Source organism: Methanothermobacter crinale, from assembly GCF_055397825.1.
This window is the reverse complement of sequence record NZ_AP042450.1, coordinates 456,476-482,579: the sequence shown is the minus strand read 5'-3', so window position 1 is coordinate 482,579 and position 26,104 is coordinate 456,476. Positions and strand designations below refer to the sequence as shown.

24 protein-coding genes and 1 tRNA gene are annotated in these 26,104 nt (G+C 40.2%); 10 read left to right on the top strand and 15 right to left on the bottom strand.

The window, feature by feature from the left end; translation table 11 throughout:
* The first annotated feature begins 172 nt into the window (after nt 1-172).
* A complete protein-coding gene (locus tag ACZ5XX_RS02840; RefSeq protein WP_464585428.1) occupies nt 173-760 on the top strand; it encodes a HemK2/MTQ2 family protein methyltransferase in 588 nt (195 codons plus the stop codon).
* On the opposite strand, the gene dapF is transcribed toward ACZ5XX_RS02840, so the two are convergent.
* Together dapF and lysA are read right to left on the bottom strand one after the other, a co-directional pair.
* On the bottom strand, nt 752-1,615 hold the full coding sequence (dapF, locus tag ACZ5XX_RS02835) for a diaminopimelate epimerase (RefSeq protein WP_464585425.1): 864 nt from the start codon (nt 1,613-1,615) through the stop codon (nt 752-754). The two genes, ACZ5XX_RS02840 and dapF, sit on opposite strands and share 9 nt — an antisense overlap.
* Nucleotides 1,616-1,632: 17 nt before the next feature.
* A complete protein-coding gene (lysA, locus tag ACZ5XX_RS02830) occupies nt 1,633-2,919 on the bottom strand; it encodes a diaminopimelate decarboxylase (RefSeq protein ID WP_464586167.1) in 1,287 nt (428 codons plus the stop codon).
* Nucleotides 2,920-2,955: 36 nt separating this feature from the next.
* On the opposite strand from lysA, the gene ACZ5XX_RS02825 reads away from it, so the two are divergent.
* Nucleotides 2,956-3,345: an NUDIX domain-containing protein gene (locus ACZ5XX_RS02825; protein ID WP_464585422.1), complete on the top strand. Its 390-nt coding sequence runs from the start codon at nt 2,956-2,958 to the stop codon at nt 3,343-3,345.
* On the opposite strand, the gene ACZ5XX_RS02820 is transcribed toward ACZ5XX_RS02825, so the two are convergent.
* From ACZ5XX_RS02820 to hisF, 4 genes are read right to left on the bottom strand one after another with little or no spacing between them, the layout of a single operon-like run.
* A complete protein-coding gene (locus ACZ5XX_RS02820) occupies nt 3,320-4,504 on the bottom strand; it encodes an acetylornithine transaminase (protein ID WP_464585419.1) in 1,185 nt (394 codons plus the stop codon). The genes ACZ5XX_RS02825 and ACZ5XX_RS02820 overlap by 26 nt on opposite strands.
* Before the next feature lie 44 nt (nt 4,505-4,548).
* On the bottom strand, nt 4,549-5,058 hold the full coding sequence (locus ACZ5XX_RS02815) for a hypothetical protein (protein ID WP_464585416.1): 510 nt from the start codon (nt 5,056-5,058) through the stop codon (nt 4,549-4,551).
* Entirely contained in the window at nt 5,058-5,924 is an 867-nt protein-coding gene (locus tag ACZ5XX_RS02810; protein ID WP_464585414.1) for a DNA glycosylase, read from the bottom strand. Before ACZ5XX_RS02810 ends, ACZ5XX_RS02815 begins: the two co-directional genes overlap by 1 nt.
* Nucleotides 5,925-5,939: 15 nt before the next feature.
* Entirely contained in the window at nt 5,940-6,764 is an 825-nt protein-coding gene (hisF, locus tag ACZ5XX_RS02805) for an imidazole glycerol phosphate synthase subunit HisF (protein WP_464585410.1), read from the bottom strand.
* 273 nt (nt 6,765-7,037) lie between these two features.
* Between hisF and ACZ5XX_RS02800 the strand changes: the two genes are divergently transcribed.
* A tRNA-Arg gene (locus ACZ5XX_RS02800) sits at nt 7,038-7,113 on the top strand.
* Between the two features lie 20 nt (nt 7,114-7,133).
* On the opposite strand, the gene arsB is transcribed toward ACZ5XX_RS02800, so the two are convergent.
* Both arsB and cobI read right to left on the bottom strand, forming a co-directional pair.
* Nucleotides 7,134-8,165, bottom strand: a complete 1,032-nt coding sequence (arsB, locus tag ACZ5XX_RS02795; protein ID WP_464585408.1) for an ACR3 family arsenite efflux transporter — start codon at nt 8,163-8,165, stop codon at nt 7,134-7,136.
* A 177-nt stretch (nt 8,166-8,342) separates the two neighbouring features.
* Nucleotides 8,343-9,035: a precorrin-2 C(20)-methyltransferase gene (cobI, locus tag ACZ5XX_RS02790; protein WP_464586164.1), complete on the bottom strand. Its 693-nt coding sequence runs from the start codon at nt 9,033-9,035 to the stop codon at nt 8,343-8,345.
* Between the two features lie 64 nt (nt 9,036-9,099).
* Here cobI and ACZ5XX_RS02785 point away from each other — a divergent pair, with 64 nt between their 5' ends.
* The gene (locus ACZ5XX_RS02785) at nt 9,100-10,830 is read left to right on the top strand and encodes a helicase C-terminal domain-containing protein (RefSeq protein ID WP_464585406.1); all 1,731 of its coding nucleotides are present in this window, start codon (nt 9,100-9,102) and stop codon (nt 10,828-10,830) included.
* A 69-nt stretch (nt 10,831-10,899) separates the two neighbouring features.
* Here ACZ5XX_RS02785 and ACZ5XX_RS02780 read toward each other — a convergent pair whose 3' ends face one another.
* Complete coding sequence (locus ACZ5XX_RS02780) at nt 10,900-13,626, bottom strand: FmdE family protein (RefSeq protein WP_464585403.1); 2,727 nt, start codon at nt 13,624-13,626, stop codon at nt 10,900-10,902.
* A 193-nt stretch (nt 13,627-13,819) separates the two neighbouring features.
* Between ACZ5XX_RS02780 and ACZ5XX_RS02775 the strand changes: the two genes are divergently transcribed.
* Both ACZ5XX_RS02775 and ACZ5XX_RS02770 read left to right on the top strand, forming a co-directional pair.
* Nucleotides 13,820-14,332: an FmdE family protein gene (locus ACZ5XX_RS02775; RefSeq protein ID WP_464585401.1), complete on the top strand. Its 513-nt coding sequence runs from the start codon at nt 13,820-13,822 to the stop codon at nt 14,330-14,332.
* Nucleotides 14,333-14,534: 202 nt separating this feature from the next.
* Nucleotides 14,535-15,254: a DUF4013 domain-containing protein gene (locus ACZ5XX_RS02770; protein WP_464585399.1), complete on the top strand. Its 720-nt coding sequence runs from the start codon at nt 14,535-14,537 to the stop codon at nt 15,252-15,254.
* A gap of 102 nt (nt 15,255-15,356) precedes the next feature.
* On the opposite strand, the gene ACZ5XX_RS02765 is transcribed toward ACZ5XX_RS02770, so the two are convergent.
* The 4 genes from ACZ5XX_RS02765 to ACZ5XX_RS02750 form a co-directional block, all read right to left on the bottom strand.
* Complete coding sequence (locus ACZ5XX_RS02765) at nt 15,357-16,181, bottom strand: radical SAM protein (protein ID WP_464585397.1); 825 nt, start codon at nt 16,179-16,181, stop codon at nt 15,357-15,359.
* 7 nt (nt 16,182-16,188) lie between these two features.
* Nucleotides 16,189-16,395 carry a hypothetical protein gene (locus ACZ5XX_RS02760; protein WP_464585395.1) on the bottom strand — a complete coding sequence of 69 codons (207 nt, stop codon included), beginning with the start codon at nt 16,393-16,395 and terminating at the stop codon, nt 16,189-16,191.
* A gap of 343 nt (nt 16,396-16,738) precedes the next feature.
* Nucleotides 16,739-17,764 carry a H(2)-dependent methylenetetrahydromethanopterin dehydrogenase-related protein gene (locus tag ACZ5XX_RS02755; protein WP_464585393.1) on the bottom strand — a complete coding sequence of 342 codons (1,026 nt, stop codon included), beginning with the start codon at nt 17,762-17,764 and terminating at the stop codon, nt 16,739-16,741.
* 210 nt (nt 17,765-17,974) lie between these two features.
* The gene (locus ACZ5XX_RS02750; RefSeq protein ID WP_464585392.1) at nt 17,975-18,973 is read right to left on the bottom strand and encodes a TRC40/GET3/ArsA family transport-energizing ATPase; all 999 of its coding nucleotides are present in this window, start codon (nt 18,971-18,973) and stop codon (nt 17,975-17,977) included.
* Nucleotides 18,974-19,144: 171 nt separating this feature from the next.
* Between ACZ5XX_RS02750 and ACZ5XX_RS02745 the strand changes: the two genes are divergently transcribed.
* Genes ACZ5XX_RS02745 through leuS form a run of 3 tightly spaced genes read left to right on the top strand, consistent with a single transcriptional unit; the run spans nt 19,145 to nt 23,093 of the window.
* Entirely contained in the window at nt 19,145-19,927 is a 783-nt protein-coding gene (locus tag ACZ5XX_RS02745; RefSeq protein ID WP_464585390.1) for an NAD+ synthase, read from the top strand.
* Nucleotides 19,928-19,930: 3 nt separating this feature from the next.
* On the top strand, nt 19,931-20,257 hold the full coding sequence (gene cutA, locus ACZ5XX_RS02740) for a divalent-cation tolerance protein CutA (RefSeq protein ID WP_464585388.1): 327 nt from the start codon (nt 19,931-19,933) through the stop codon (nt 20,255-20,257).
* Nucleotides 20,258-20,261: 4 nt separating this feature from the next.
* Complete coding sequence (gene leuS / locus ACZ5XX_RS02735) at nt 20,262-23,093, top strand: leucine--tRNA ligase (RefSeq protein ID WP_464585386.1); 2,832 nt, start codon at nt 20,262-20,264, stop codon at nt 23,091-23,093.
* On the opposite strand, the gene ACZ5XX_RS02730 is transcribed toward leuS, so the two are convergent.
* Together ACZ5XX_RS02730 and hisG are read right to left on the bottom strand one after the other, a co-directional pair.
* Nucleotides 23,081-23,842 (bottom strand): fumarylacetoacetate hydrolase family protein, encoded by a 762-nt coding sequence (locus tag ACZ5XX_RS02730; protein WP_464585384.1) that lies wholly within the window; start codon nt 23,840-23,842, stop codon nt 23,081-23,083. The genes leuS and ACZ5XX_RS02730 overlap by 13 nt on opposite strands.
* 18 nt (nt 23,843-23,860) lie before the next feature.
* Nucleotides 23,861-24,724, bottom strand: a complete 864-nt coding sequence (hisG, locus tag ACZ5XX_RS02725) for an ATP phosphoribosyltransferase (protein ID WP_464585382.1) — start codon at nt 24,722-24,724, stop codon at nt 23,861-23,863.
* A gap of 82 nt (nt 24,725-24,806) precedes the next feature.
* On the opposite strand from hisG, the gene ACZ5XX_RS02720 reads away from it, so the two are divergent.
* Nucleotides 24,807-26,102 (top strand): amidohydrolase family protein, encoded by a 1,296-nt coding sequence (locus ACZ5XX_RS02720; RefSeq protein WP_464585380.1) that lies wholly within the window; start codon nt 24,807-24,809, stop codon nt 26,100-26,102.
* Nucleotides 26,103-26,104: the final 2 nt, after the last annotated feature.

Genomic DNA, 26,104 nt, shown 5'->3' with positions numbered 1-26,104 from the left:
TTTGCAAGACTTGAATTGGCTTTAGAATAAAAATTAACCCCCCATACCAAAAAGAATCCTACTAGGAAAATATAAGTATCCTAGGAATCTTTGAGCCACACAAGAATAACTACCAGTAGAATATATCAGACAACAAGAGGCTCTTCCCCATTTTCAAGGAGGATACCTTGCCATGATAACATACAAAAACTTTAAAATTCAAGTATGTGAAAATGTTTACACTCCAGCGGAAGACACGTTCTTACTCGCAGATAACCTTAAAGTAAAGGAGGGTGATGATGTTCTCGAAATTGGGACGGGAACTGGCCTAGTAGCCATAGTCGCCGCTGAAAAGGCTAATGTAACAGCCACCGATATAAACCCCCATGCCATTGAATGTACAGGGAAAAACGCCAAAATCAACAATGCAAAAATAAGAATATTACAGGGAGATCTTTTCGAACCTGTTAAAGGCGAAAAATTTGATGTTATATTATTTAATGCACCGTATCTTCCAAGTTCAGATGAAGATTTGACAGGTGCAATCATAGACAAGGCCTGGGACGGGGGAGAAGATGGGAGAATCATAATAGACCGGTTTATCAAGGAAGTTAAAACTCACCTAAGAGATGGTGGTAAAGTCCAGCTGGTGCAGTCATCACTTTCAAACATAGAAAAAACAATGCAAAAATTAAAGGATATGGGATTCCATGTAGGGATCACAGCCTCCGAGAGATTCTTCTATGAGGACATAGTGGTTATAACCGCAGAATTACCATGATAGTATACCATCAAATACTAGGATGGCATCACCCTCCATATAAGCGCCTATCTTATTGCCCATTTTATAAGTTTGGATTTTAAGTTCACCACCAGGAAGATGAACAAGGACCTTATCATCCAATTTTCCAATCCTTTTACCTGCAATAACCGTCGCCGTGGCCCCGGTCCCACAAGCTAATGTAGGTCCAACACCACGCTCCCATGTAACCATATCAATCTCTGATGGGCTTAATACTTCAACGAAATGTACATTGATCCTCTCTGGGAAAACGGGATGATTTTCTATGAGGGGTCCGAGTCCTTCCAAGTCCACAGATTCTAAATCATCCACGAATATGATTGCATGCGGATTACCCACATTAACTGCTGTAAGTTTTATTTCTTGGCCATCAACCTCGAGATACTCTTCTATAAACTCATCCTTAACTGATTTCATCGGTATCTCAGCTGTTTTAAAGGTTGCGAGTCCCATGTCTACACGTGCAGAGACCACCACCCCCTTATCAATGTTCAAATCCACGACTTTAAGGCCTGCTAGGGTTTCTATTTTGAGTTTCTTTTTTCTTATGATGGCATTATCATATACGAACTTGGCAAAGCATCTTATACCATTACCGCACATTTCTGCCTCGCTTCCATCAGCATTGAATACTCTGAACCTTATATCACCCTCTCCTGTTGCGGGTTCTATGAATATGACGCCATCGGCTCCGATGGAGAATCTTCGCCGACAAACTTCTGATACAAAATCTGGTTTCTCATTCTCGCCTATACACTCTGCTCTACTCTCATCCACAATTATATAGTCGTTACCTAGGGCATGCATTTTAGAAAATAGTATCATCCTTGGCATTCTCTCCACCTGTTATTCTATTTTAGGAATCTTGGGGGCACCACCTGCTTGTTTATAAGATCCGAAAAGTCTTCTCTTTCCCTTATGATCTCAGCTTTACCATCTTTCACAAGAATCTCCGCTGGTCTAGGCCTTGAATTATATTGTGATGCCATGGAAAATGCATATGCACCAGCATCCAATATTGCTAATAGGTCCCCTTCTTCAAGTTTTGGAAGTTTTCTGTCCCTTGCAAAAAGGTCGCCTGATTCACATAAATTGCCTGCTATATCAATCTCCTCTGCTGGTTTTTCATTTGCTTTATTTGCCACGATTATATGATGGTATGAACCATACATCACAGGCCTTACCAGGGTGTTAAAACCTGCATCAACACCAGCAAATTTTCTGTAACTTTCTTTTATGGTGTTAACCCTTGTTAGTAGATAGGCAGCATCCCCCACTATATATCTTCCAGGTTCAAGGTACATGGCGGGTTCTCCAAGGGAATGTTCTTCTAATTTTTCCATGAAGAGGCCTGTTATCTTCTCAGCAAATCTTTTGATATCTAATGGTTCTTCATTTGGATGATAAGGTATGCCAAGGCCACCTCCAAAATCTATGAATTCGAATTCTATCCCCGTGGCCTTTGATACTTTGCCTGCTATGTCCATGAGTCTCTCAACGGCCAACATGAAGGGTTCCGGGTCGAGTATCCCCGAGCCTATATGTGCATGGATTCCTATCGGTTGGAAACCAAGTTCTTGGGCCAAACTGTAAAGTTCAGCAGCCTCTTCTTCCATTATCCCAAATTTACTAAGTTCTCCCCCGGTTATGCAATGTTCGTGGTGTCCCGCGCCTACCCTAGGATTTATCCTAAATGATATTCTAATATTCTCTGGATCTGTTATCTTTGAGAGTCTTAGAAGCTGCGATTTTGAATCAATATTTATCATAACCTCTGATTCGACTGCGAAGAGTATTTCATCGTCTCTAAGATTATTACCAGTGTATAGGATCTTTTCTGGTTCGAAACCTGCGAGTAGGGCCATGTATATTTCACCTGGGGAAACGGCATCGATTCCACTGCCCTCATCTTCAAGTATTTTTAAAATTGTGAGGTTAGTGTTCGCCTTGCACGCATATAATATCTGGAAATTGGGATAATATCGTGTGAAGGCCCTATGGAGTCTTTGGTAGTTTTCTCTTATGCGCATTTCATCTATGACATAAAGTGGTGTGTCATAGTTTCTTGCAAGTTCTACCGCATCTGCTCCACCAATTGACAAGTGACCTTTATCATTAACCTTAACATTTAACATGATGAACCTCCCTAAGATATTTTTTGGAGTTTTGGGAAGATGAAACCATATATAGTAGTTGTTAGGGGGCTTATACTAGAAGATAATAGGATATTATTACTTAAAAGATCAGCGAATTCTAGGACGAATCCAGGATTATGGGAGCTCCCCGGGGGTAAAATGTTAGATGGGGAAACACTTGATAGGACATTGGAGAGGGAAATTTATGAGGAAACTGGCCTTAAAGTATGTCCTATAAGGGTTCTTGGCGCTTTTCAACAGGAATTCCCATTTAAGGTTTCTGTGAATATTATCTTCCAGGTTAGAGTTAGAGGTGGCGTTTTAAGGTTAAGTGATGAACATGAGGCATATAAATGGGTGGATGAAATCAACAATCTCAAGGTTTCTCCATGGCTTGCAGAGTTTAAGAAGTTTTATGGATTGAAGTGAAAACATTATCTAGGACTTCGACGACCTTATCTATTTCATCTTTTTTTATTATGAGCGGTGGTACGAGTCTTATAACCTTGTCGGCCGTGCAATTTATAAGCACTCCCATCTTTCTGGCCTCATCCACTATTTTATCGCATTTTATTGTGAGTTCAACACCTAACATTAAACCATACCCTCTCACATCCTGTATGATATCATGTTCATCCATTAGATCCTCTAGGCGCCCCTTAAAGTATCCGCCCAATCTCCTGGCATTTTCTGGTAAATTCTCACCGACTATAACCTCTATGGCCGCTATGGCAGCCGCACAGCCCAATGGATTACCTCCAAATGTTGATCCATGATCTCCTGGCTCGAATGCTGATGCCACCTCACCATTCGCTAATATGGCACCTATAGGATAGCCTCCCCCCATGGCCTTGGCTACTGTTGTTATATCAGGTTGTATGCCAAAAAGTTCTGAGGCGAACATTGCCCCTGTCCTGCCAAAGCCTGTTTGAACCTCATCAAGTATGAACAGGATATCGTTTTCTCTTGCAAGTGCTTGAACATCTTCTAGGTAACCTTCTGGTGGGACCACAACTCCTCCTTCGCCTTGTATGGCTTCTAGGATTATGGCTGCTGTATCATCTGTTATGGCTTCCGCCATGGCTTGGATGTCACCATAGGGCACATGCTTAAAACCTGGGGGTAATGGTTTAAATGGTTCCTTGTACTTGTCCTGTCCAGTTGCTGTTACAGTTGCAAGTGTCCTTCCATGGAATGAATTCTCAGCAGCTATTATCTCACCTTTGCCTGTATATTTCCTTGCGAGTTTTATAGCGCCCTCGTTGGCTTCAGCTCCACTATTTGCAAAGAATACCTTGTCATGGGGTGAAATTGAGGTGAGTAGCTTAGCTAATTCAACTTGCTCTTTGTTATAGTATATGTTGGAACAGTGTATAAGTTTCTGTGCTTGGTGACAGATGGCAACTGCAACCCTTGGATGTGCATGCCCTATATTGTTCACTGCAACACCTGCAAAACAGTCAACGTACTCGTTACCATCTATGTCCCAGACGCGAACTCCTTTACCATGTGAAATGACTATGGGTTGGCGAGAATAAGTTTGCATGATATACTTTTTTTCAAGTTCAATTATCTCATCAGCATCCATAATATACACCCCATAGGATCCCCCATAAGCTGAGGGGGAGCTTATCATAAGATTATCTTCTTGAAATATTTATAGAGTGGGTGTTCCTTGTTGATAGTATCTAATAGAATCCCTTGAATCTTATATGATGGATGGGATCCTTCAGACGTCTTAATAATATAACCCTTTTCTACATCTTCCACTTTAAGAATCTTGTCATTTATTATTACATTTTCACCCTTTTTAAATCCTGAAGATTTTTCTCTGACTACCATAAATCCATTAAGTTCGGGTTTCTTCATGATAAAGATTTTAGCTTCAAAGCCCTTTTCATGGATCCTCTGTAGGATCCTGTGGAGGAAATCCTCATCCCTTTCTTCTATTATATAAAACTTGATGGCATCATCAAGGGCTTCTCTCATCCTAACCCATGCATCAGCTTCTCTACACCCTATCCTGTCACGTGTGACGCGTTGGGGGCACCTCCAACAATACTTCTCATCCAAAGACTTGAGAAGTTTCTGATAGGATCTAACACACTTAGATTTGAACTCTTGGATCGTCTCTTTTATCATCAGACTCCCCCAAGTATTCCAGATTTTCTCGCATAATTATAAAGGTATAATTGCACATAACCTGCGTATTCACCGAACTCGTCCCTTGCAAAATCCCTCAGATGCTTATAATCAACCTTGAAAAGGTGTTCCATTATCCTTTGGATCCACACATCAACAGGGAATGCTTCAAGTTTCCTAAAACCATAAAGTAAGATGCAATCCGCAACTTTCGGCCCGACCCCTGGCAACTCCAAAAGTAAACGGAATGCCTCATCATAGTCCATACCATCTAACTTTATCCTAGTTATCTTTTTAGATGTTCCAATGATATACTTTGCACGGTATCCTAAACCAGCTGCCCGCAGACTATCATCATCCAAAACTGCTAGGACATCAGGGGATGGGAAACTATAAAATGTACCCCTTTGGAAGACATATCCCTGACCCCACAACCTTTTCATATTACCTATCGCCCTGGTCCAACGCCTTATTGAACAATTAGCCGAAGCTATAGATGATATAATACACTCAAAAGCGTCCTTGGCCAAGAAGAGCCTAAGCCCCCTCGAATAATCCACTATAGAATCAAGAGGTGGATAAGAATATAAAAAATCATAAAACGCCTCAATGTCGAATTTAAGATCAAATATATAATTTATCCTCTCTTTAACCTCTGATAAATGTACTTTTTCTGGGGATTCTACTTTAACGTGGAGTTTATCATGTGTCTGTTTTATTGTTACAAGGGCAGGTTTATCATCTATCATCAAAAGTTCACTGTAATATTTTCCTTTTTCGTGCCATGGAGGTTGGGACGTCTGGCCACTGTACATCGTAGCGTCCAAGTCGAATTCCCTTGCCTTGATGCTGAAGGCTCCTTGCATCCCCACCAAATCCCTTCACAATCTAACTGGTATTCCCTTTTCCTTCAAGTATCTTTTTACTGTGGGGATTGGATATTCATTAAAGTGGAATATGCTCGCAGCCAATGCAGCGTCAGCTTTACCCTCTGTAAAAGCCTCATACATGTGTTCTGGTTCGCCGACACCGCCTGATGCTATAACTGGGATGTCAACATTCTCGCTTATAGCTCTTGTCAATGGAATATCATAGCCTTTCTTTGTACCGTCACGATCCATGGATGTTAAAAGTATTTCACCAGCTCCTCTCTCCTGGCATTCAATTGCCCATTGTATCGCATCAATACCCGTGAATTCGCGGCCGCCATAAATGCTGCATTCATACCAACAGTAACCATCTTCCACTTCTACTATGAAACGCTCATCGGATTCTCTGGGATTGTCGACGTATCTTCTTTTCGCGTCGATAGCAACAACACAAGCTTGGGACCCCACGATCTCTGAAGCTTCATTAATCAATTCCGGATTCTTTATAGCGGCTGTGTTCACTGAACATTTATCTGCGCCGGCTTTAAGCATTTTAACGAAATCTTCAGGCTTTCTTATACCCCCTCCTACGCAGATGGGTACGAAAACATTCTCAGTGGTGGCCTCTACCACATGCATCATTGTTTCCCTTCTCTCATGCGAAGCCGTTATATCCAAGAATACTATCTCGTCGGCTCCGTCCTCGTAATAACGGTTTGCGAGTTCAACAGGGTCTCCTGCATATTTTATCTGTTTGAATTCAACACCTTTTACAACCCTTCCATGGGGTACTTGTAAGTCACAGTCAAGACATGGTATTATCCTTTTTGTAAGCATCTTAATCACCCTATACCATATTTTATGTTCCCATTTTATATACCCCATATAGGCTAATATTATAGCCTTTCTAACAGCATTGAATGTTAAATCTCCAACTGATACCCTTTTAAAAGTTAAGTTGGAAAGATTTTTTTGAAAATTGGATCGAAAAATTTTGGCAGCTTGAATTTCTTTTTCTGACCATTTCATTTACTCTGAATTTCAATTCATCGAAAAAAATTTATAAATATAACAAACAAAATAAAAACGTGAAAAATTGATTTTTCAGGGGGGCCCGTGGTCTAGTCTGGAATAGGACGTGGGACTTCGGATCCCAAGGTCCCGGGTTCAAATCCCGGCGGGTCCGCTTTTTTCCTTTTTTATCGCTCATATGTAATATTTTCTCTTTATGAAAAGTGCGACATTCACAAGACTTATAAGCACTGGAACTTCTATGAGAGGACCGATTACTGTTGCGAATGCAACACCAGATCCTATTCCAAAAACTCCTACAGCAACGGCGATCGCCAATTCAAAATTGTTACTTGCTGCTGTAAAGGACAATGCACATGTCTTCGGATAATCCACCTTCAATTTATATCCTAGATAGAATGATACGAAGAACATGACAACAAAGTAGAGAAGTAGAGGTATGGCGATAATTAGAACATCATAGGGGATCGTGATAATTGTTTCCCCCCTTAGGCTGAACATGACAACAATTGTAAATAATAAAGCTATAAGTGTAATTGGACTGATCATAGGGATAAACCTAGTATGATACCATTCCTTATCTTTTAACCTCAGCAGAGTGAATCTTGTAACTATCCCAGCTATAAAAGGAATTCCAAGGTAAATAAAGACACTTTTTGCTATTTGAAGTATAGTGACTTTTACAACACTTCCCTGAATACCGAACAATGGTGGTAAAAGTGTGATAAAGATCCATGCATATACACTGTAAAATAAAACTTGAAAAATGCTATTGAAGGCTACAAGTCCAGCTGCGTATTCAGTATCTCCCCTAGCAAGCTCATTCCAGACAATTACCATGGCAATACATCTTGCAATTCCAACTAAAATTAAACCAACCATATATTCAGGATAGTTTGCTAGAAATGTAATTGCCAAAATGAACATTAATATGGGGCCTACTATCCAGTTTTGAACTAAAGACAACCCCAATATTTTAATATCCCTGAAAGCCTGCCCCAATTCTTCATATCTAACCTTGGCAAGTGGAGGATACATCATCAAAATTAATCCAATAGCAATAAAAATGTTTGTAGTCCCAATCTGGAACTGATTGATAAAAGAAGATACCCAAGGCATGAAATAGCCTAACAATACCCCTAATATCATTGCAATGAATATCCAAAGCGTTAAATACCTTTCGAGAAACCCTAACCTCTGATTCATAATTCCATGTATTCAAATATACTAATATATATATTTTATGGTTATACACTCCCTTGCACAAGGTAAAATTATTGAAAAATGATTCCCACAATAAGTTAAGCAGTTTTGGAAAATCTTCCCGTTCAAAAGGTCAAATTGAAGACATTGTAATATAAGGTTCCCTCTACCAAAATTCCTTTATTTTTTGAATTTTATAATTGTTGTTGAAAGATAATTTCCATTCTTCATGAATCCCTCTTGGATTGTCTCATTTCTCATGCTACAATTTTCAAAGGAAACTATCTTCTTCTCCCGCGGATCCTCATCTATTATATCCTCTATTTCGCTTCCAGACCTTGGACTTTTCATTATAATACAAGTATCTACATGGGGTGCTATTTTTTTAAATCTTTCATCAACTCTTGGAACCACTACGAGTATCTCGTCACCTTCGACAAGTGCCATGGAAGCGCTAGCAGCACAACTTGCAAATGATGTCACCCCAGGCACCATCTCAACCTCAAAACCAAGATTCTCTATACGCTCTTGAAGATAAGAAAACGTACTATACAACGAAGGATCACCAAGTGTTACAAATGCCACATCATACCCCTTTTCTAGTTCACTGGCAACGAGCCTGGCAGCCTCGTCCCAGTGCCGTTCAAGCTCGCTAATATCCCTTGTCATAGGGAAAACCGGTTCAAGTAACTTGTAATCATCTCTACTGGTGAGCATGTCCCTGATGATTGAAAGAGCCTTGCTTGGTTTATTCTTGGAAGATCTTGGCGCGCATATTACTGGCACACTCTTTATAATCCTAACGGCTTTGAGTGTGAGAAGTTCGCTGTCACCTGGCCCGACACCAACACCAATAAGCTTTCCTCCACCCAATCTAAACACCAAAATTACTATTAGCCTATACTATTATATATCTTACCCGATAATAAAAAAGACAATGGAAAAAACCATTCTATGTCCTAAATGTGGGATGTTAAAGAAAAACTGCATGTGTAAAAGGGATAAAGGAGGACTAATGTTCCCAGACAAAATCCAAAGAAGAACTCTTAAAAAAGAAGAACATCCCCACATCCCTGATAATATCATAGAAAATTTCCCATTCCCCAAACCAAGACCTGGACAGTTAGATATAATAAATGACATCTACGAGGCCATAGAAGAAGGCTACAAATATATTATATTAGAAGCCGGGACTGGAACAGGAAAATCAGCGATAGCAACAACACTCACGAGAATATACAAGCCAGCATATATCCTTACAATGACAAAACAGTTGCAAGATCAATATGCTAGGGAATTCCGGATCCCGACTGTTAAGGGCCGGTCAAATTTTTATTGTAAAAGTGATGATTTCGAATCTACCTGCGACATTGGGGTGTGCCAGACCACACCATCATCTGAGAATTTTCAGTGCCCTTACGGTGTCAGCCGCGGTGAAACACTATTTTTCAAAGAAGCTTTCAAGGACTCTCATGGAAACAAAATCTATTTCAGGTCAAAGGAACATTGCCAGTACTGGGAACAAAAAGCCCATGCTATAAGCAGTCCCATAACCCTAATGAACTACGATTACGCCCTCCTAGAATTCAATTATGTAGGCCACTTTGGAAAAAGAAGATTAATGGTATTGGACGAGGCCCATAATATAGAAAACAAACTCATGCAAAGACTCGAGGTCAATCTCTCCAATAAAAGGCTGGAAAAGGACACAAAAAAGAAAATACCTGCCGAGATGTTCGAGGAAGATGACCCCAGAGAATGGATACTTCCAATCGAAGCCATCTCCCAGGATTACAAGGATCTTGACAAGAGTCAGATGCCTCAAAGGCGAGCTAATAGGATAAAAAGGATGATAAAACGTCTAGATGAACTTAAAAAGAGCTTGGAAAAAGAACCTGAAAATTGGATTATCGACACAAACCATGAGAAAGTATCCTTCAAGCCACTGCAAATCAATAAATACGCTCCAAATTATCTTTTTTCCCATGCAGATACATGCTTGTTTATGAGCGCAACAATACTCTCAGATAGGATGTTTTGCCAATGGCTCGGCATAAACCCCAAAGAATCATTCTTCTTGAAGGTTGACAGCCCATTCCCGGCTTCTAGACGACCAATAGAATTAAAACTTATCGGAAGAATGTCAAAAAATAGGATAAAGGACACAGCACCAAAAACAATCCCTACACTAAAAAGGATACTAGAAAGGCACAAGTATGATAAGGGACTTATACACACTCACAATTATCGTTGCCAAAAGTTCATACTAAAGAATATCCTTGATAACCGCCTCATAGGCCATGACACTCACAACCGCGAAGAAGTATTAGGCTTTTTTGAGAAAAGTGAAAAGCCGCTCGTGCTTGTAAGTCCCTCAATGAGCGAAGGTGTAGACCTACCCTATGACAAGTGCAGATTCCAGGTAATCTATAAGATCCCCTTCCCTTATCTCGGCGACAAACAAGTTAACATGCGCCAACAAAGAGATAAGAGATGGTATGCTTACAAGACAGTTATGACCTTAATGCAAGCCTACGGCCGGGGTATGCGCGCCCACGACGATGAATGTTACACTTATATCCTCGACGCAAATATAACAATGCTATTCAGAAGCCCTTTATACCGTTCTCTCCTGCCACAGTTCTTCAAAGAAGCTATAATAGAATAAACATTTGAAAAAAGAATATTCTAAAACTTCAAAGTTCATTCATAGGGGGGAAAATAAAATTGTGGGGGTTTAGGTTTTGAAGCCGCCTCTAAGGAATCCGAAAGCTGCCAGTCCAACTAGTATAAGGCCTCCGATGATTCCATAGATGTACCATCCAGCACCCGCTGACTTAGTACCTGTAGAAGCCCTTGTAACCTCATAAGCCTTACCCTGTCCACTTCCAGAGCCGGGAGAAGCCGCGGCTGAAACACTAGCGGCGCCTGAAACAGCACCCACAAAGGAACCAATGAAACCAGGAGAAACACCACCAGAAGTACCCGAATCACCAGGAGTACCTGGAGTACCTGGAACGCCAGGAGTACCTGGAACACCTGGAATACCTGGAGTGCCGGGTACTAGGTCAGAGAATTGACGATCTGGTATTGACCTTAAAAATGACAATGGACTTCCAGCTGCGCCAGATACAATGTAATTCATTTCTTCACTTGTTATCCATTTTTCACTTTCTTTTGTTAATATCATTGGTGTGCTCATGTAAACTGGTGTTTCGCCTTTGTAGAGCATTATGAAGGCTGTCGCCCATTTTTCGAACATTGCGTTTCTTGTTTTGCAGTCACTTAGATCGAATGTTGGCCATTTGAAAGTAATTGAAATGGCTTTCCCCACATTGTTTATTTCATCCCAGATTATTAGTATGCCTTCTTCGCTTCCACCTGGGACCATTGGAGATACTATTTCTTGTTGGAGTACTCTCTTTGCAAAGTATGTGCCAGTACCCGGTGTTACACCCATTAAGTAGAGGAGTGCATCATCTTTGCAATAAATGCTTGTACCGAACCATAAGTATTTTTGGCCTTCTGTGAGTGGGTACTTTTCAAGGACATATTCTGTTATGAAGAATCCTGGTTGTACCCCTGGACATACATGGTTGTGGAATAAAAATGCCATTAGCTGGTCGTATGGTACATCATGTTTCCATGCATTGGCTATACTTTCAATGTTGAAGTAGACTGATCCGAATATTTTCGCATTTTCACCATCTTTTACAGGGTCATTTAAAGCTTTTGGGCCGATGTCATTGACCTTCGTACCATTAGATGATCCCTTTGCTATTAGTTGTCCTGTTGTAGGATCATAGGTTATGAAAACTGAATATAGGGTATCATATCCTTTCAAGGTGAATGTGAACCAGAGTGGCTTGTAGAATGGCTGATGTATGGGTAAAAGGTTTTTTCTGCTAAGTCTCGCCCCTAGAACTTCAAATATCCCATCGTAACATGGATCTGTGGCTTGGCCGTTGAGGTAAACGTAGCCTGCTGATGTTAAAACCGCGATCTTCAGATCATCCCTTTGTAGGTTGATTCCTTTTTCGTTCATGAAAATTTCCTTTGCAAGTTTCGCTGCATCCTCCCCTATTTTTTTGAGATCCTCATAACCTAAAGTGGTTCCTTGTGGTGTGTTGTTCGCCCTTGTTGCCATTGGAAGGTTGAGACTGTTAATGTAATCCACGTCGAGGCCGTGTGTTTCATTTACCTGGGCGTAATTGACTTCTTTGCCTACCAAGTAATAATATTGTTCTTCTGTGAGGTTTTCCAGTTCCTTGACAATTGTAACCACTGATGTTGGATCCATTGTAACTTTTTTCACTAACCATGCATTGAATTTGAGCTCAGATAATGTGTCATCTACTACTGTTATTCCTGTCTCATTTTTGAATGTGGCTTTAAGAGCATTTTCATCGAATTTCATGACAATGAGCGTTCCCTTTTTTGCCTGGCTGCTCCATCTTATGAAACCCACGAGACTTGTGTCGTTGTTGGTTCCATAACCCATATATGATCTTTTTCCGGGTGTTGTGTCGAGTGCGAGGATTAGTGCGTCGTCATCTGATCCTCCTGGCACGCCTATCGTCATATAACTTGTCAATTCTATTGGAGATCCTGTTGAAAAGTCCACTATAGGAGGATAATATATGTAGACTGTTTTACTCATCGCATATCCGCTTATACACCCACTACATAAATGTCCATGGAACGCGGCCTGTTTCAACAAGTCTATGGGTGCTCCTATAGCCCAAGCGTTGGCTAGGCTCGCTATTGGGAATGCGTCATTCCCTATTTTTTGTGTAAAGTTGTTCCATTGCCCTTGTGTCATGTTCTGGGAAATTGTACCATGGTATATAAGGGTGTTGTTGATATAGTAGGCTAGTATGAGATCATTGCCTTTTCTGATAACAAATGCAAATATTAACGGGTCAATGGCCGTTTTTTTGAGTACTATGAGATTTCCTTTACCATAACTGACAATGTTTTTCGCTTCATTTAATATGCCTTCAATCGCATCCTCTGAAGTGCTGTTTTTATATTTAACTATGCCTGCTGTTGTTATTACTAGTACTTGTCCGGTTTTGGTGAAGTTTAGGATTTGGTCGGCTTTCTTGGTTACTTCTCTTCCTATTTTGTAGGCTTCTGTGGCTTGCATTAGTATTTCTAGGTGTGCGTAGTATTTTGGGTCGTTTGGATCAGTTGGGTTTTTTGTTAGTGTGAGTTCCTGGGTTTTTGCTTGGTATCCTGGTGCTTTTATTGTTATGTTGAATTTTGTTTCTGGTTGTGGGTGTCGGAATGTTATTTTTGTGATGTTTGCTGCTGGGTCGAATGCTTTCTGATAGTTTATTGGTCCGTTTGGGTCTGCAAGTTCTATTGTCGGGTTTATCTGGTCCTGGTATTCATAGTTCACTTTTATGCCTATTTCACATGTACTGTTTTCTTCAGCCGAAACAGCCCCCATAGAAGCCATGAAAACCACTAAGAACAACAGAATCACAATATTCTTCTGCAATCCAATTACACCTCCCTCTCCTTAATCAACAAAAAATAATATATCATAATAATATATAAACATATATTATTACACTTTCCTCCAAAATTTAAATACGAAGTAATAACAAAGTTTTTATAGAGTCTATTGAAAACATCCAAGGAGTGGAAAAATGAAATATGATGATATCGTCGATTTTCATGGCCATTCTTGCCCGGGGACAGCAATTGGATTCAAAATCGGTGAAATCGTAATTGAAAAATTCGGGAAATCCAAGGATGAGGAAATCGTCGCCATAGTAGAAAATAACAGTTGCAGTATAGATGCGATACAATTCATGACTGGGTGCACGTTCGGCAAAGGAAACCTAATTTTCAAGGATTATGGAAAACATGTCTACACCTTCATAGATCGAAAAACAGGAGAAAGTATCAGAATATCATTAGATAAAAGTGTCCAAGAATTAATGGAGAAATTCAAAGCCAAGAGAGAGGAATTACCCGAAAAAATCCTTGAAATGAACCCCTATGAAATCTTCACCATTAAAGACGTGAAGGTAAAACCCCCAAAAGAAGCAACAATCTATAATTCACTAAGATGCGCAGAATGTAAAGAACTAGTAGCAGAACACCGCGCAAGGATAAAAAATGGAAAGATAGTATGTATACCATGCTTCAAAAAATAAAAACACATCTCTTTTTTCTCACTCCCCAGAATATAATTATAAGGTTTTTCATGTAAGTCGTTAACCTCTATATGACCACCAATACATAAATATCGTATAATAAGGGGGGTTCCTGATTGCTTATTTTTCCAATTTCACACCAATTTAATTGGATCACCTCATATATAATAAAATGATATGGTAATTTAGGAGGTATAAAAACATGAAAGTTGGTGAAATTGTAGGGGAAGCCCTTGATTATCCAGGATCGGATTTGAATAAAGTCTTAATATTAGGAATATTGAACCTAATAAGTTTCTTGATAATTCCAGTATTCCTTGTTGTCGGGTACAATCTAAGAGTTCTTAAGGCCACAATAGCCGGTTTCGATGAACTTCCAGACTTTGATGAATGGGGTGACATGCTAATCGACGGACTCAAAGTCCTCGTTGTAGGCATAGTCTACATGCTCATACCAATAATAATCATATTTGGTGGGGTCTTCCTAGCCAATGCCAACCCTACTGCTGGGATTATTGTCGGAGTAATAGGGATTATCCTAGCCATTATATTTGGATTGGTGGAGCAAATCGCAATAGCCCATATGGCATTCAATGATAGGCTAGGGGCAGCATTCCAAGTCGGGGAGATATTAAATGTCATATCAGAAATTTCATGGATAAAATATATCATCTGGATCATAGGCGTTGCAATAATACAGCTAGGTGCATTAAACGTGACTCTATTTGCATTTTACATTATACTCATACCAGCTTTTTTGGCATTTGGAGCAGCAGCAATAGCCCAGATAGCCACAGAAATCGCGACAACGGGATTAATAATCGTTTTAATCATCCTAGGGTTGATCCTTTACCTCTTTGTGATCCCCTACCTTCAGATCTTCTATGCTAGGGCACTTGGCCGCTTATACGCAGATAGATAAACCTTCCCACCTTCTTTTATTTTTTTTCTTTAAGTGATATACTGTGCTAACTTTGGTCCTAACTTTGGGGTGGTGTCGCGCATTTATGTGTTTTTAAGTGTCTTATTGAGGTTTTTGGATGGTCTCCTGTGATAACTGTCCTGATCTTCTAATAAGATGGTAGTCTTTTGTTGATCTTCTTTTGAATGTGCCATCTGGGAATACTGTTATCCATGTTTTTTTCTTTAGTGGTTTGCTTTCTCTTCTGCAACTTCTGCTTATCACAACATTTCTGAGGTGTTTTTTCGCAAGTTTATAGGCCTTTTCCATTTCATTGATCGTTGGATCTCTTGATAGGCCATGTCTTGTTTTGAAGTCGTTGATGCGATATTCTATTTTGGGGTTGATGGCCGCTATAAATTTAGCTATATCCCCTATTTCATCTTCTTCAACGAGTCCTGGAATGTATAGGGTTTTTATTACGAGTTTGGCGTTTTCTTGGATTGTTTTTATATTCTTTAATATTTTTTTATTGGAGAAACCAGTATACCATTCGTGCTTTTTATCATTTAATGCTTTCAAGTCGACCATGAATTCCTTGACACCTGCCTCGACAAGCTCTTTGATATATTCCTTGTCAAGTAGATATGCGTTAGTTTCCAAAATGATGTATGCGAAGTTTAATTTTGATATTAGCCTTAGGAGGTATTCTTTGTCTAGTATTGGTTCTCCTCCTGTTATGATGATTTCTTCTGGGAGTTTTCCGTAGTATCTTTGGGATGAATTTTTTATGAGTTTTACAAGTTCTTCTACAGTTAGGTGTTTGCCTGTGGGTTTTCTAGCGTTACTGAAACATCCTCTACACTTGAAGTTGCAACCTGATAATGTTATCCATACTCTGCATCCGATCTCTGATAATGTGATAAATGGTACTTGTCTATATTCCACAGTATCCCTATTTTACATTCTTTATTATGTTAAGTGGGACTTTGATTTCTCCTGGTTTGTAGTTTTGCGCTATCCATGAATTGACTATGGTGCACAAGAATAGGATGTCATGTCCTTCATTGGATTTTTTCAAGATTTCCTCTGCAAGCTCCTTTTTATTTTTTATTTTCAATTCATAGACCTTTTCAATAAGGTCTAATTCATCTATTGTCATGTTTTACACCAAAACTCCCTTTATGGGGTTCTTCCTGCTTCAGTGGGAGGATTCGCCCCCCATTTCCACTCACTTTCTAGTGGAAGGTGATCTTTTAGGAGGTGGGAGTCTTTTCTCTACAAGCGTTTTGGGGGGGTTGTTCCCGGTCCTACATGCCATTTTTTATTAGTTGGTGCTATATATAACTTTCTGTATTTCTTCGCTTTCGCAATGGGGGCTGTTAACGGCAGTTTGAGAAAAAATATCCCATCTTATATTATCAAAATGGAAAAAATAGGATTCGTAAGAGAAAAATGTTCCCCCTGGGAACTTAAATAAAGGAGACATTATGGGGGGATATTTTTTATTCGAACATTTTTCTCATGCAACGTCTGATCGTGCCTTCAGCTGCCGTGCCCCCCATGAGATTTTTAAGCTCCTTTGTAAGTGCCTGGGCAGCTACAAGATCTGTGTGTTTTATTTCACCTTTTTCGATCCATTTCATGACATCATCATCTAAGTTGGAAAGCATGTTGAGAGCTGCGTCTAATATTTCCTGTTCTTTGAGTAGGTGCATTGAAGTTGCGCTTTTAACTAATAATTCTGGGTTTATGGCTTTTAGCATTCCATCGACACCTGATGATTCTACGAGGGATGCTACTGTCTGGAGTGTCATGAGTATCTGTTTTTCAACCATCTCTATCGGGGCCTTGATGATCTGGGTGCCAACATAGTAATAATCAAGGACACCTGAAAGTGTTATGGCTGTGACAAGGGATCCCATATCTGCCACTGTGCTTGAAACGTCAGCAGGAACCACATAGGCTGTTTTACCGCAGCTTTCAGCGAGCTCGACACACTTTTGTATTTGTTCTTCGCTTGCAAGTTCGAGTCCGCTTGTTGCACGTCCACCAATCACGTAATGACCGTGATATGGTGTTCCTGGCACGGCCGCCGGGTGCAAGGATGCTATGCCAATGTCTTGTCTTTCTCTTCTAAGCTCCCTTTCAAGAACATAATATAATACTACTGGAGAAACTGTGCAAGTGTTTGATATAATCCCTCCATCTGGAAGATGTGATATTATGTTCTTAGCAATCTCAAAGGTTTTTTTACCGAATGGTGTGAATAGTATGGCGATCTCGGCGTTAGAGGCGGCTTCAACATCATTATCAGTTACTTTAACCCCAGTATCTTCCACTATCTTCCAATGCTCGTCTTCCAATATGTTCTTGTTTGGTTCTGCGAGGATGACATCATGTCCCGCCTCTGCAAATTCCATCGCCATCCTACTACCGCCAAAAGGAGGTTCTCCACCAAACTTTTCAGGTAAATTCAAATGTCTAACATAAAGATCTTGATTACCAGCGCCAAAAACTGCTACTTTCATATCACCAACCCCTCTACTAATCCATGTGATTACATTATCCACTTTGTTTTATAAATTTTAGGATTTTAATTTCCCTAGTTAGATTCAACCTAATAAGAAAGAGGATGAAACTTTCATTGACGAGTGTAATAAAAAACCCTCACAGAATGGGGTACGTTTTAAAGTTTGAGGATTGGCAGATTTTTTATCTTTAGGACTTTGAGCGACTTTTCATGGTGAACTGACTGTGGAGGCGTCTTTGTTGTCTGTTAATGGTTGGCCATAGAGTATCTCAGCTATTTTTTCTAATGTTTTTATGCCCTTTGCCTCCTTTTTGAGTAATGGAACTTGTGCCAATATTTGGTCGCTAAATTTTTCCCGTATCATTTTTAGTCTTTCTTGTTGTAATCGCCTTCTTGCCCTGCAGAATTCGCAGTCACTTTCTTCTGGCAGTATCTGGTTCACTATGATAGCGTCTGTGTGGATATCATACTTTTCAAGCGCTTTCATAGCCCTTTCTGATTCGTAGATTGACATTTCTTCTGGGATTACGATCATCTTAAATGATGTTCTCTCAGGATCTGACATCACAGCCCTTGCCTCGCTGATTTTCTTTTTTGTGGCTTCTAAGTCTTTTAGTGCCCTGTCTTCTTCTTCCTCATCTCCCATGAATGGTAGGATGTTCTTGAACGCCTTTGCAAGTGCCCCTATCTGTCTCCTAAGTTTTATCAGTTTCCCCACCCATGAGTCCATCATTTCCGGGAATGATAAAAGTCTCAGTGTGTGTCCTGTTGGTGCGGTGTCGAATATTACAACATCATATTCGTCTGTTGTCATGTACTTTAGGAATTGGTCGAAGGCTGCTGCTTCGTCGATTCCAGGGGACATGGAGGCCATGTCCATTTGTTCTTGTAAAAGTTCCATGCCAGGGTTTACCTCTGACTGTTCTTTTAATTTTTCTTGGTATTCTTCCATTGCAATCTCAGGGTCTATTTCAACCGCATACAAGTTTTCTTGGATGAATGTTGGCACATGACTTATCTTTTTCTCAAATGAATCAGATAATGAATGTGCAGGGTCTGTTGATATTACAAGCGTTTTCTTACCGGATTTAGCCATCCAGAGGGCTGTTGCAGCTGATATAGTGGTTTTACCAACCCCTCCTTTACCCCCTACGAATATGAATGTTGTTTTTCCCTTGCTAAACTTGAACAAATCTTTGAACGCCATTGCATACCTCCTAGATGTATTATCTTATTTTTTAGAATAAGATCCCTATTATTTTATAAATGGATCGTATAACACTAATAATTATATACTATATTAAAATTTCCATCAAAAAAAAGAGCCCCTTGAAGGATATAAAATTTTGTTCTTATAGTGAAACCGTGGTGTTAGTAGATGGATCTTCCTCCAGTCAATGAAAAAGTAATATACCTGATTAAAAAATTTATAAAAGATAAGGTTGAAGAGGCCAGGGCCAGGGGTGTGGTTCTTGGTTTAAGTGGCGGGATTGATTCAACAGTCACCGCTTATCTCTGTAAAGAGGCGCTGGGCCCTGATAGAGTTCTGGGGATTATAATGCCGACAAGGACTACCAGTCCAGTTGATATTAAACATGCACATATGGTCGCTGAAATCCTCGGTATAGAAAATGAAACAATCCGAATAGACCCTCTGATCGAACCTTTCAAATCTTTATGTTATCATAGGGGCACTAAACTTGCAATGGGCAACCTTAAAGCTCGGATGAGGATGATAATATTATACTATCATTCCAATTCAATGAATAGGCTTGTGGTTGGTACTGGGAACCGGACTGAACTTCTAGTTGGTTACTTCACAAAATATGGTGATGGTGGCGTGGACATACTACCCATAGGCTGCCTATACAAAGGCCAGGTAAAACTCTTAGCAGAAAAACTAAAGGTGCCAGTGGAGATAATAGAGAAAACACCCACTGCAGGATTATGGTATGGGCAAACAGACGAAGAAGAACTTGGAATAAAATATCCTATCCTTGATAAAATATTATACTTAATGGTAGACCATGGCCTAGATGACCAGAGTATAAGTGAAAGGATAAAAGTACCAATAGGAGAGGTTAAACGTATAAGGAAGATGGTCAAAAACTCCAGTCATAAAATAAACCCCCCAGAGATTCCAATTCCAAAGGGAGGATAAAATATGTTTGCCATAGTATATATAACAACATCTGGAGTGGAAGAATCAGAGAAAATAGGTGAAATGCTAGTCAAGGAAAGACTAGCAGGGTGTGTGAACATAATACCCTCCATAAAATCATTTTATTGGTGGGACGATAAAATAGAAGAAGATGAAGAATCCATATTAATAGCTAAAACAATTGAAGAAAATGTTAAAGAAATTATAAAAAGAGTTAAAGAACTACATAGTTATGAAAACCCATGCATCATCCACCTTCCCATCAAAGGAGGATCAAAAGATTACCTCAAATGGCTATTAAGGGAAATAAGACGAGAACCTGGGCGGTGATCCATTGGATATCGAAAGAAAATGGCAGAAAAAATGGGAAAAAGCAGAGATCTTCCAAGCCAACCCCCATGGTGATAAGAAACTATTCCTAACAGTAGCTTATCCATATCCAAGCGGAGCCATGCACATAGGACATGGAAGAACCTACACAGTACCAGACGTATATGCAAGATTTAAACGCATGCAAGGTTACAATGTACTCTTCCCAATGGCATGGCACGTGACAGGCGCCCCAGTTATCGGAATAGCCAGAAGAATCCAAAGAAGAGACCCATGGACACTGAAAGTATACCAAAAAGTTCACAAAGTCCCACCCAAGGAACTGGAAAAATTCACAGACCCAGAATACATTGTAGAATATTTCAGCAAAGAATACAAGCGGATAATGAAAGCCATGGGCTACTCAATCGACTGGAGAAGAGAATTCAAGACAACAGACCCACAATATCAAAAGTTCATAGCATGGCAGATAAAAAAACTAAAAAAAAGGGGACTAATCCGCAAAGGTGAACATCCAGTAAAGTATTGCCCAGAATGCGAAAACCCAGTAGGAGACCACGACCTCCTAGAAGGGGAAGGAGTAGCCATAAATCAACTCACAATACTCAAATTCAAACTAAGAGACTCATACCTTGTAGCTGCAACATTCCGCCCAGAAACCATCTTCGGAGTCACAAACCTCTGGTTAAACCCAAAAGAAAAATATATTGAAGTGAAAGTGGACGGGGAAAAATGGATTATAAGCGAGAAATCATATAAAAACTTATCACAGCAAAAAAAGGACATGAAATTCGTAGAAGAGGTCAACCCAGAAGAACTGGTAGGTTCAAATGTCAAAAATCCCATGACAGGTGAAGAACATCCGATACTACCCGCATATTTCGTCGACCCGGAATATGGTACAGGTATTGTATTCTCAGTCCCGGCACATGCCCCAGCAGATTATATCGCGCTCCAAGACTTGAAAAAGGATAGAAAATTACAGAAAAAATACAAACTAGAAAACATCGAAAGAATAAAACCCGTGAATGTAATAACAACTGAAGGTTATGGAGAATGCCCCGCTTGCGAAACCATAGAAAAATTCAAAATAAAAAACCAAAAAGATCCCAGATTAGATGATGCCACAAACGAACTCTACAAGATCGAACACGCCAAAGGTAAGATGAGCCAACACATACCAGAATACAGCGACAAACCAGTGGCAGAGGCACGTGAAGAAATAGCAGAACACCTAAAATCAGAGGGCAAAGCTGATGAAATCTTCGATTTCGCCGAACATCCTGTGATCTGCCGATGCGGAAGCCGCTGCATCGTTAAGATAATGGAAAACCAATGGTTCATAAAATACTCAGACAAAGAATGGAAAAACCTAACCCTAAAATGTCTCAACTCCCTCAAGATAATACCAGAAGAAGTGAAGGCAAACTTCGAATATTACATTGAATGGTTAGATGATTGGGCCTGTGCAAGGAGAATAGGCCTTGGAACGCCCCTACCATGGGATCCCAAATGGATAATAGAACCCCTAAGCGATTCAACAATCTACATGTCATATTATACCATAGCACCCCACCTGAAAAGATTACCAGCCAATGACTTAAATGATAAATTCTTCGACAAAATCTTCCTAGGCCAAGATAATAAACTAAAGATAGATGAAAAGTTGGCAAATAAAATTTCAAATGAATTCAATTACTGGTATCCATTAGATTGGCGACTATCAGCAAAAGACCTCATAGGCAACCATCTCACATTCCATTTGTTCCATCATTCCGCGATATTCCCACCATCCAAATGGCCAAAGGGCATAGTAGTATTTGGCATGGGCCTGCTTGAAGGAAAGAAAATGTCATCATCAAAAGGGAACGTTGTATTATTATCAGATGCTATAGAAGCCCATGGAGCCGATGTTGTAAGACTGTTTCTAATGTCATCTGCAGAACCTTGGCAAGACTTCGACTGGAGGGAAAAAGAGGTCATAGGCACGAAAAGGCGCCTTGAATGGTTCAGAGAATTCGGGGATAAAATCTCTAACATGATAGGATCAAAGAGATTATCAGTTTCAAAGACCCCAGAGCCCTCATCATTTATTGGTAAATGGATGATGGCCAGGATAAACCTAAGGATAAGAGAGGCTACAAAGGCCCTTGAGGGATTTCAGACGAGAAGAGCCGTCCAAGAGGCGTTTTTCCTTTTGAGGAAAGATGTTGATCATTACATGAAACGTATAGGGGATCATGTGGATGAAGAAGTTAAGGATGTTCTCAGATACCTTCTGAGTGTATGGATCCGTTTAATGGCACCATTCATTCCACATACTGCAGAGGAGATGTGGGAAAAATATGGTGGTGACGGTTTCGTATCAGAGGCTCCCTGGCCAAAACTCCATGAAGAATTTATAAGCCTAGAGGTTCAAAGGGCCGAGGAGATAGTCCAAGATACCATTAAAGATATAATGGAGATCAAAAAGATCCTAAACATAGCCCCTGAGAAGGTGCACGTATATGTTGCCCCTGACTGGAAATGGAGAGTACTAGAGATGGCCTATGATATGGACAAACCAGATATAGGGGCTTTGATGGGACGCGCCATCTCTGAAGGAATACACGATGATAAGAAAGAGCTGGTAGATTTTATAAAAAGGATCCTTAAGGATACCCTGAGGGGAGAATATCCTGGACGTGTTGATGAGTATAGGATATTATCTGATGCTAAAGATTACATAGAAAAAGAAGTTAACGCAGAGATAATAATCCACGAAGATGCTGAGTATGATCCAGAGGGGAAAGCTAAAAATGCCATCCCCTATAAGCCTGCGATCTACTTGGAATAGATCACCCTATTTTTAAGAGTTCCAATACCCTCTATGGATGCTTGGATTTCATCTCCTGGTTTCATGGAACCTACACCTGGGGGTGTTCCTGTTGCGATAATATCCCCCTTTTTTAAGGTCATTATATTTGATATGAATTCCACAAGCTCGTACACGTCGAAGATCATGTTCCGAGTGTTTGAGTGTTGTCGAAGTTCTCCGTTTAAATGTAGGGATATTTCGAGTCCATGTGGATTGATATCTGTTTCTATCCATGGCCCGATTGGACAGAAAGTGTCAAAGCTTTTGGAGCGTGTCCATTGCACATCCTTCCTTTGAAGGTCTCTGGCTGTAACATCATTTAATATAGTGTAACCTGCTATGAAATCCTTGGCATTTTCTCTGTCCACGTTTTTAGCCTCCTTGGATATTACTACTGCCAATTCTACCTCATAGTCAACTTCACTAGACATCATCGGATAGATTATGGGATCCCTGTCTCCTATAATGCTGCTCGGCGGCTTCAAAAATATTATGGGCTCATCAGGGATTTCCATGCCTAGTTCGTCTGCATGGTCCCTATAATTGAGGCCTACGCATATTATCTTTGAAGGATTCACTGGAGGAAGAATCTTCACATTAACTGGGTATTTTTTTAATCCTTTGTGATTATTGGTTAAGTAATCCTCTGCTGACACCTCTATGATACCGTTATCCCCTATGAAACCGTACTTTGCTTCGTTGTTGTATTGGAATCTTATGAATTTCAATTTTTATCAACCTCTATTCTATTGTATTATTCTTTCAATGGGGACCACGAGGATGTCCTTTGCACCAACGCGCTTGAGCTCGTTTACAACCTTGAACACATCTTTTTCGTTCACTACTGCATGCACTGCCACTATCCCATTATCTGATAGAACTTGAGACACTGTGGGGCCTGTCATCCCTGGCATGACCCTTTTAACGGCTTCGAGCTGGTCTTGGTTGACATTTAACATGACAAGTTTTTTTCCCTGTGCATCTATGACACCCCTGATGCCTGTTCTAACTTCCTCGATAAGCTTTTTCTTTTTATGGTAGCTTTCATGATTTGTTATGAGTTTCACCGAACTTTCGAGGATTGTGTCCACGACACGAAGATGGTTCATTTTTAAGGTTGTACCAGTACTTGTCAAGTCCACTATAAGATCTGCGATTCCGATGAACGGTGCTATTTCTGTTGAGCCGCTGAGTTCAACTATTTCAGCGTTTATACCTTTCTCCTCTAGATATCGGGTTGTTAGTTTGGGAAATTCCGTCGCTATTATAAATCCATCTTTGATATCCTCTGGATCTTTTATATTTGAATCTTCGGGGGCTGCTAATACAAGTTTTGCTCTTCCAAATTTGAGATCCTCTAGGATTTTAACCTTGCTTCCTCTTTCCATTATAAGGTCCAGGCCTGTTATTCCAAGGTCTGCCGCGCCATCAGCAACAAACTCTGGTATATCAGTGGCTCTGGTGAACATGATCTCAATGTTTGGATGTTCTGTTTGTGAGAATAATCTTCTTTTCAGAGTGTCCTTTAATCCAATACCTGCTTTTTCCAATAATCTTATGGTAGGTTCACTTATCCTACCCTTTGATGGGATCGCCATTTTAATCTTCAAGATGATCACCTTCAATATAGTGAGGGGATAAAATTATATAGATTCCACTTAAATTTTAACATTATAGGATGGGGGGATTGTAATGGAAACAAAAGACATTCTAATAAAGGATGTTCAAATCCTAGATGCTCACGGCCCAAGGAAGGGTTCAGTACTGATAGAAGATGATAAGATAATTGAAGTATCCCCCAGTATCGACCCTGGGGGTGTTGATAGGGTGATTAACGCTCATGGGAAACTTTTAGTCCCCGGGTTTGTGAACACGCATACTCACCTTTCAATGACGCTCTTTAGGGGAGTTGCCGATGATCTTAAACTTGAAACTTGGCTTAATGAATATATTTGGCCCCTCGAAGCGCATCTTAATGGTGAATATTGTTATGCTGGGGCTCTTCTTGGTTGTGTGGAGATGATAAAGTCTGGGACAACAACATTCAATGACATGTATTTTTATATGGATCATGTGGCTGAAGCCGTGAAGGAGACGGGTCTGCGTGCCGTGATAAGCCATGGGATGATAGATTTTGATGATGAAGAAAAGAAGAAGGCTGAAATAAAAGAATCGAAGAGGATAATCAAGAAGTGCCATGGAATGGCTGATGGACGGGTAAAGGTTGCCTTAGGGCCTCACAGTCCATATACTTGTTCCAGGGAACTTCTAGAGGAAGTGAGGAGTCTTGCAGATGAGCACGGACTCTTTATACATATTCATGTGGCCGAGACAAAAGATGAAGTCAGACAGGTGAAGGAGAAATATGGTGAAAGACCATTCACTTATCTTGATGAGATTGGTTTTCTTGGCGAGGATGTGATCGCCGCACATGCTGTGTGGCTTTCATCATCTGAAATCCATCTTCTAAAGTCTAGGGGTGTTAAATTGTCACATAATCCCACCAGTAATATGAAGTTGGCGTCTGGAATATCACCTGTCAATGAACTTATAAATAGTGGGTTGTGCGTTTCCCTTGGGACTGATGGGGCCGCCTCAAATAATAATTTGGACATGATCGAGGAAATGAAAATAGCCGCATTATCGCAAAAGATAAAGAATATGAGTCCAACAGCTCTGGATGCTGGGACCGTCTTTAAAATGGCGACGATAAATGGGGCTGCCGCGCTGGGGATGGCCGATGAGATCGGGACTATAGAAGCGAATAAGAAGGCGGATCTTGCCCTTATAAACACTAAGAGGAGTCATCTCACCCCTTGGAGGAATCCTGCCTCCCATCTTGTCTATGCTGCCTCTGGTTGTGATATTGAAACTGTAATCTGCGATGGTGAAATTTTAATGGAAAATGGTAAGTTAAAATCATTGGATGAAAAATATGTTATTGAACTTGCAGAGAGTGCAGCTGAGGATTTAATCTCTAAAGCATGATT

What these genes read in the sequence shown, in the direction of transcription:
- ACZ5XX_RS02840 (WP_464585428.1), top strand. Translation starts at nt 173, where the DNA reads ATGATAACATACAAAAACTTTAAAATTCAAGTATGTGAAAATGTTTAC.
- dapF (WP_464585425.1), bottom strand. Translation starts at nt 1,615, where the DNA reads ATGCCAAGGATGATACTATTTTCTAAAATGCATGCCCTAGGTAACGAC.
- ACZ5XX_RS02825 (WP_464585422.1), top strand. Translation starts at nt 2,956, where the DNA reads ATGAAACCATATATAGTAGTTGTTAGGGGGCTTATACTAGAAGATAAT.
- ACZ5XX_RS02820 (WP_464585419.1), bottom strand. Translation starts at nt 4,504, where the DNA reads ATGGATGCTGATGAGATAATTGAACTTGAAAAAAAGTATATCATGCAA.
- ACZ5XX_RS02815 (WP_464585416.1), bottom strand. Translation starts at nt 5,058, where the DNA reads ATGATAAAAGAGACGATCCAAGAGTTCAAATCTAAGTGTGTTAGATCC.
- ACZ5XX_RS02810 (WP_464585414.1), bottom strand. Translation starts at nt 5,924, where the DNA reads ATGCAAGGAGCCTTCAGCATCAAGGCAAGGGAATTCGACTTGGACGCT.
- hisF (WP_464585410.1), bottom strand. Translation starts at nt 6,764, where the DNA reads ATGCTTACAAAAAGGATAATACCATGTCTTGACTGTGACTTACAAGTA.
- arsB (WP_464585408.1), bottom strand. Translation starts at nt 8,165, where the DNA reads ATGAATCAGAGGTTAGGGTTTCTCGAAAGGTATTTAACGCTTTGGATA.
- ACZ5XX_RS02785 (WP_464585406.1), top strand. Translation starts at nt 9,100, where the DNA reads ATGGAAAAAACCATTCTATGTCCTAAATGTGGGATGTTAAAGAAAAAC.
- ACZ5XX_RS02780 (WP_464585403.1), bottom strand. Translation starts at nt 13,626, where the DNA reads ATGGCTTCTATGGGGGCTGTTTCGGCTGAAGAAAACAGTACATGTGAA.
- ACZ5XX_RS02775 (WP_464585401.1), top strand. Translation starts at nt 13,820, where the DNA reads ATGAAATATGATGATATCGTCGATTTTCATGGCCATTCTTGCCCGGGG.
- ACZ5XX_RS02770 (WP_464585399.1), top strand. Translation starts at nt 14,535, where the DNA reads ATGAAAGTTGGTGAAATTGTAGGGGAAGCCCTTGATTATCCAGGATCG.
- ACZ5XX_RS02760 (WP_464585395.1), bottom strand. Translation starts at nt 16,395, where the DNA reads ATGACAATAGATGAATTAGACCTTATTGAAAAGGTCTATGAATTGAAA.
- ACZ5XX_RS02755 (WP_464585393.1), bottom strand. Translation starts at nt 17,764, where the DNA reads ATGAAAGTAGCAGTTTTTGGCGCTGGTAATCAAGATCTTTATGTTAGA.
- ACZ5XX_RS02750 (WP_464585392.1), bottom strand. Translation starts at nt 18,973, where the DNA reads ATGGCGTTCAAAGATTTGTTCAAGTTTAGCAAGGGAAAAACAACATTC.
- ACZ5XX_RS02745 (WP_464585390.1), top strand. Translation starts at nt 19,145, where the DNA reads ATGGATCTTCCTCCAGTCAATGAAAAAGTAATATACCTGATTAAAAAA.
- cutA (WP_464585388.1), top strand. Translation starts at nt 19,931, where the DNA reads ATGTTTGCCATAGTATATATAACAACATCTGGAGTGGAAGAATCAGAG.
- ACZ5XX_RS02720 (WP_464585380.1), top strand. Translation starts at nt 24,807, where the DNA reads ATGGAAACAAAAGACATTCTAATAAAGGATGTTCAAATCCTAGATGCT.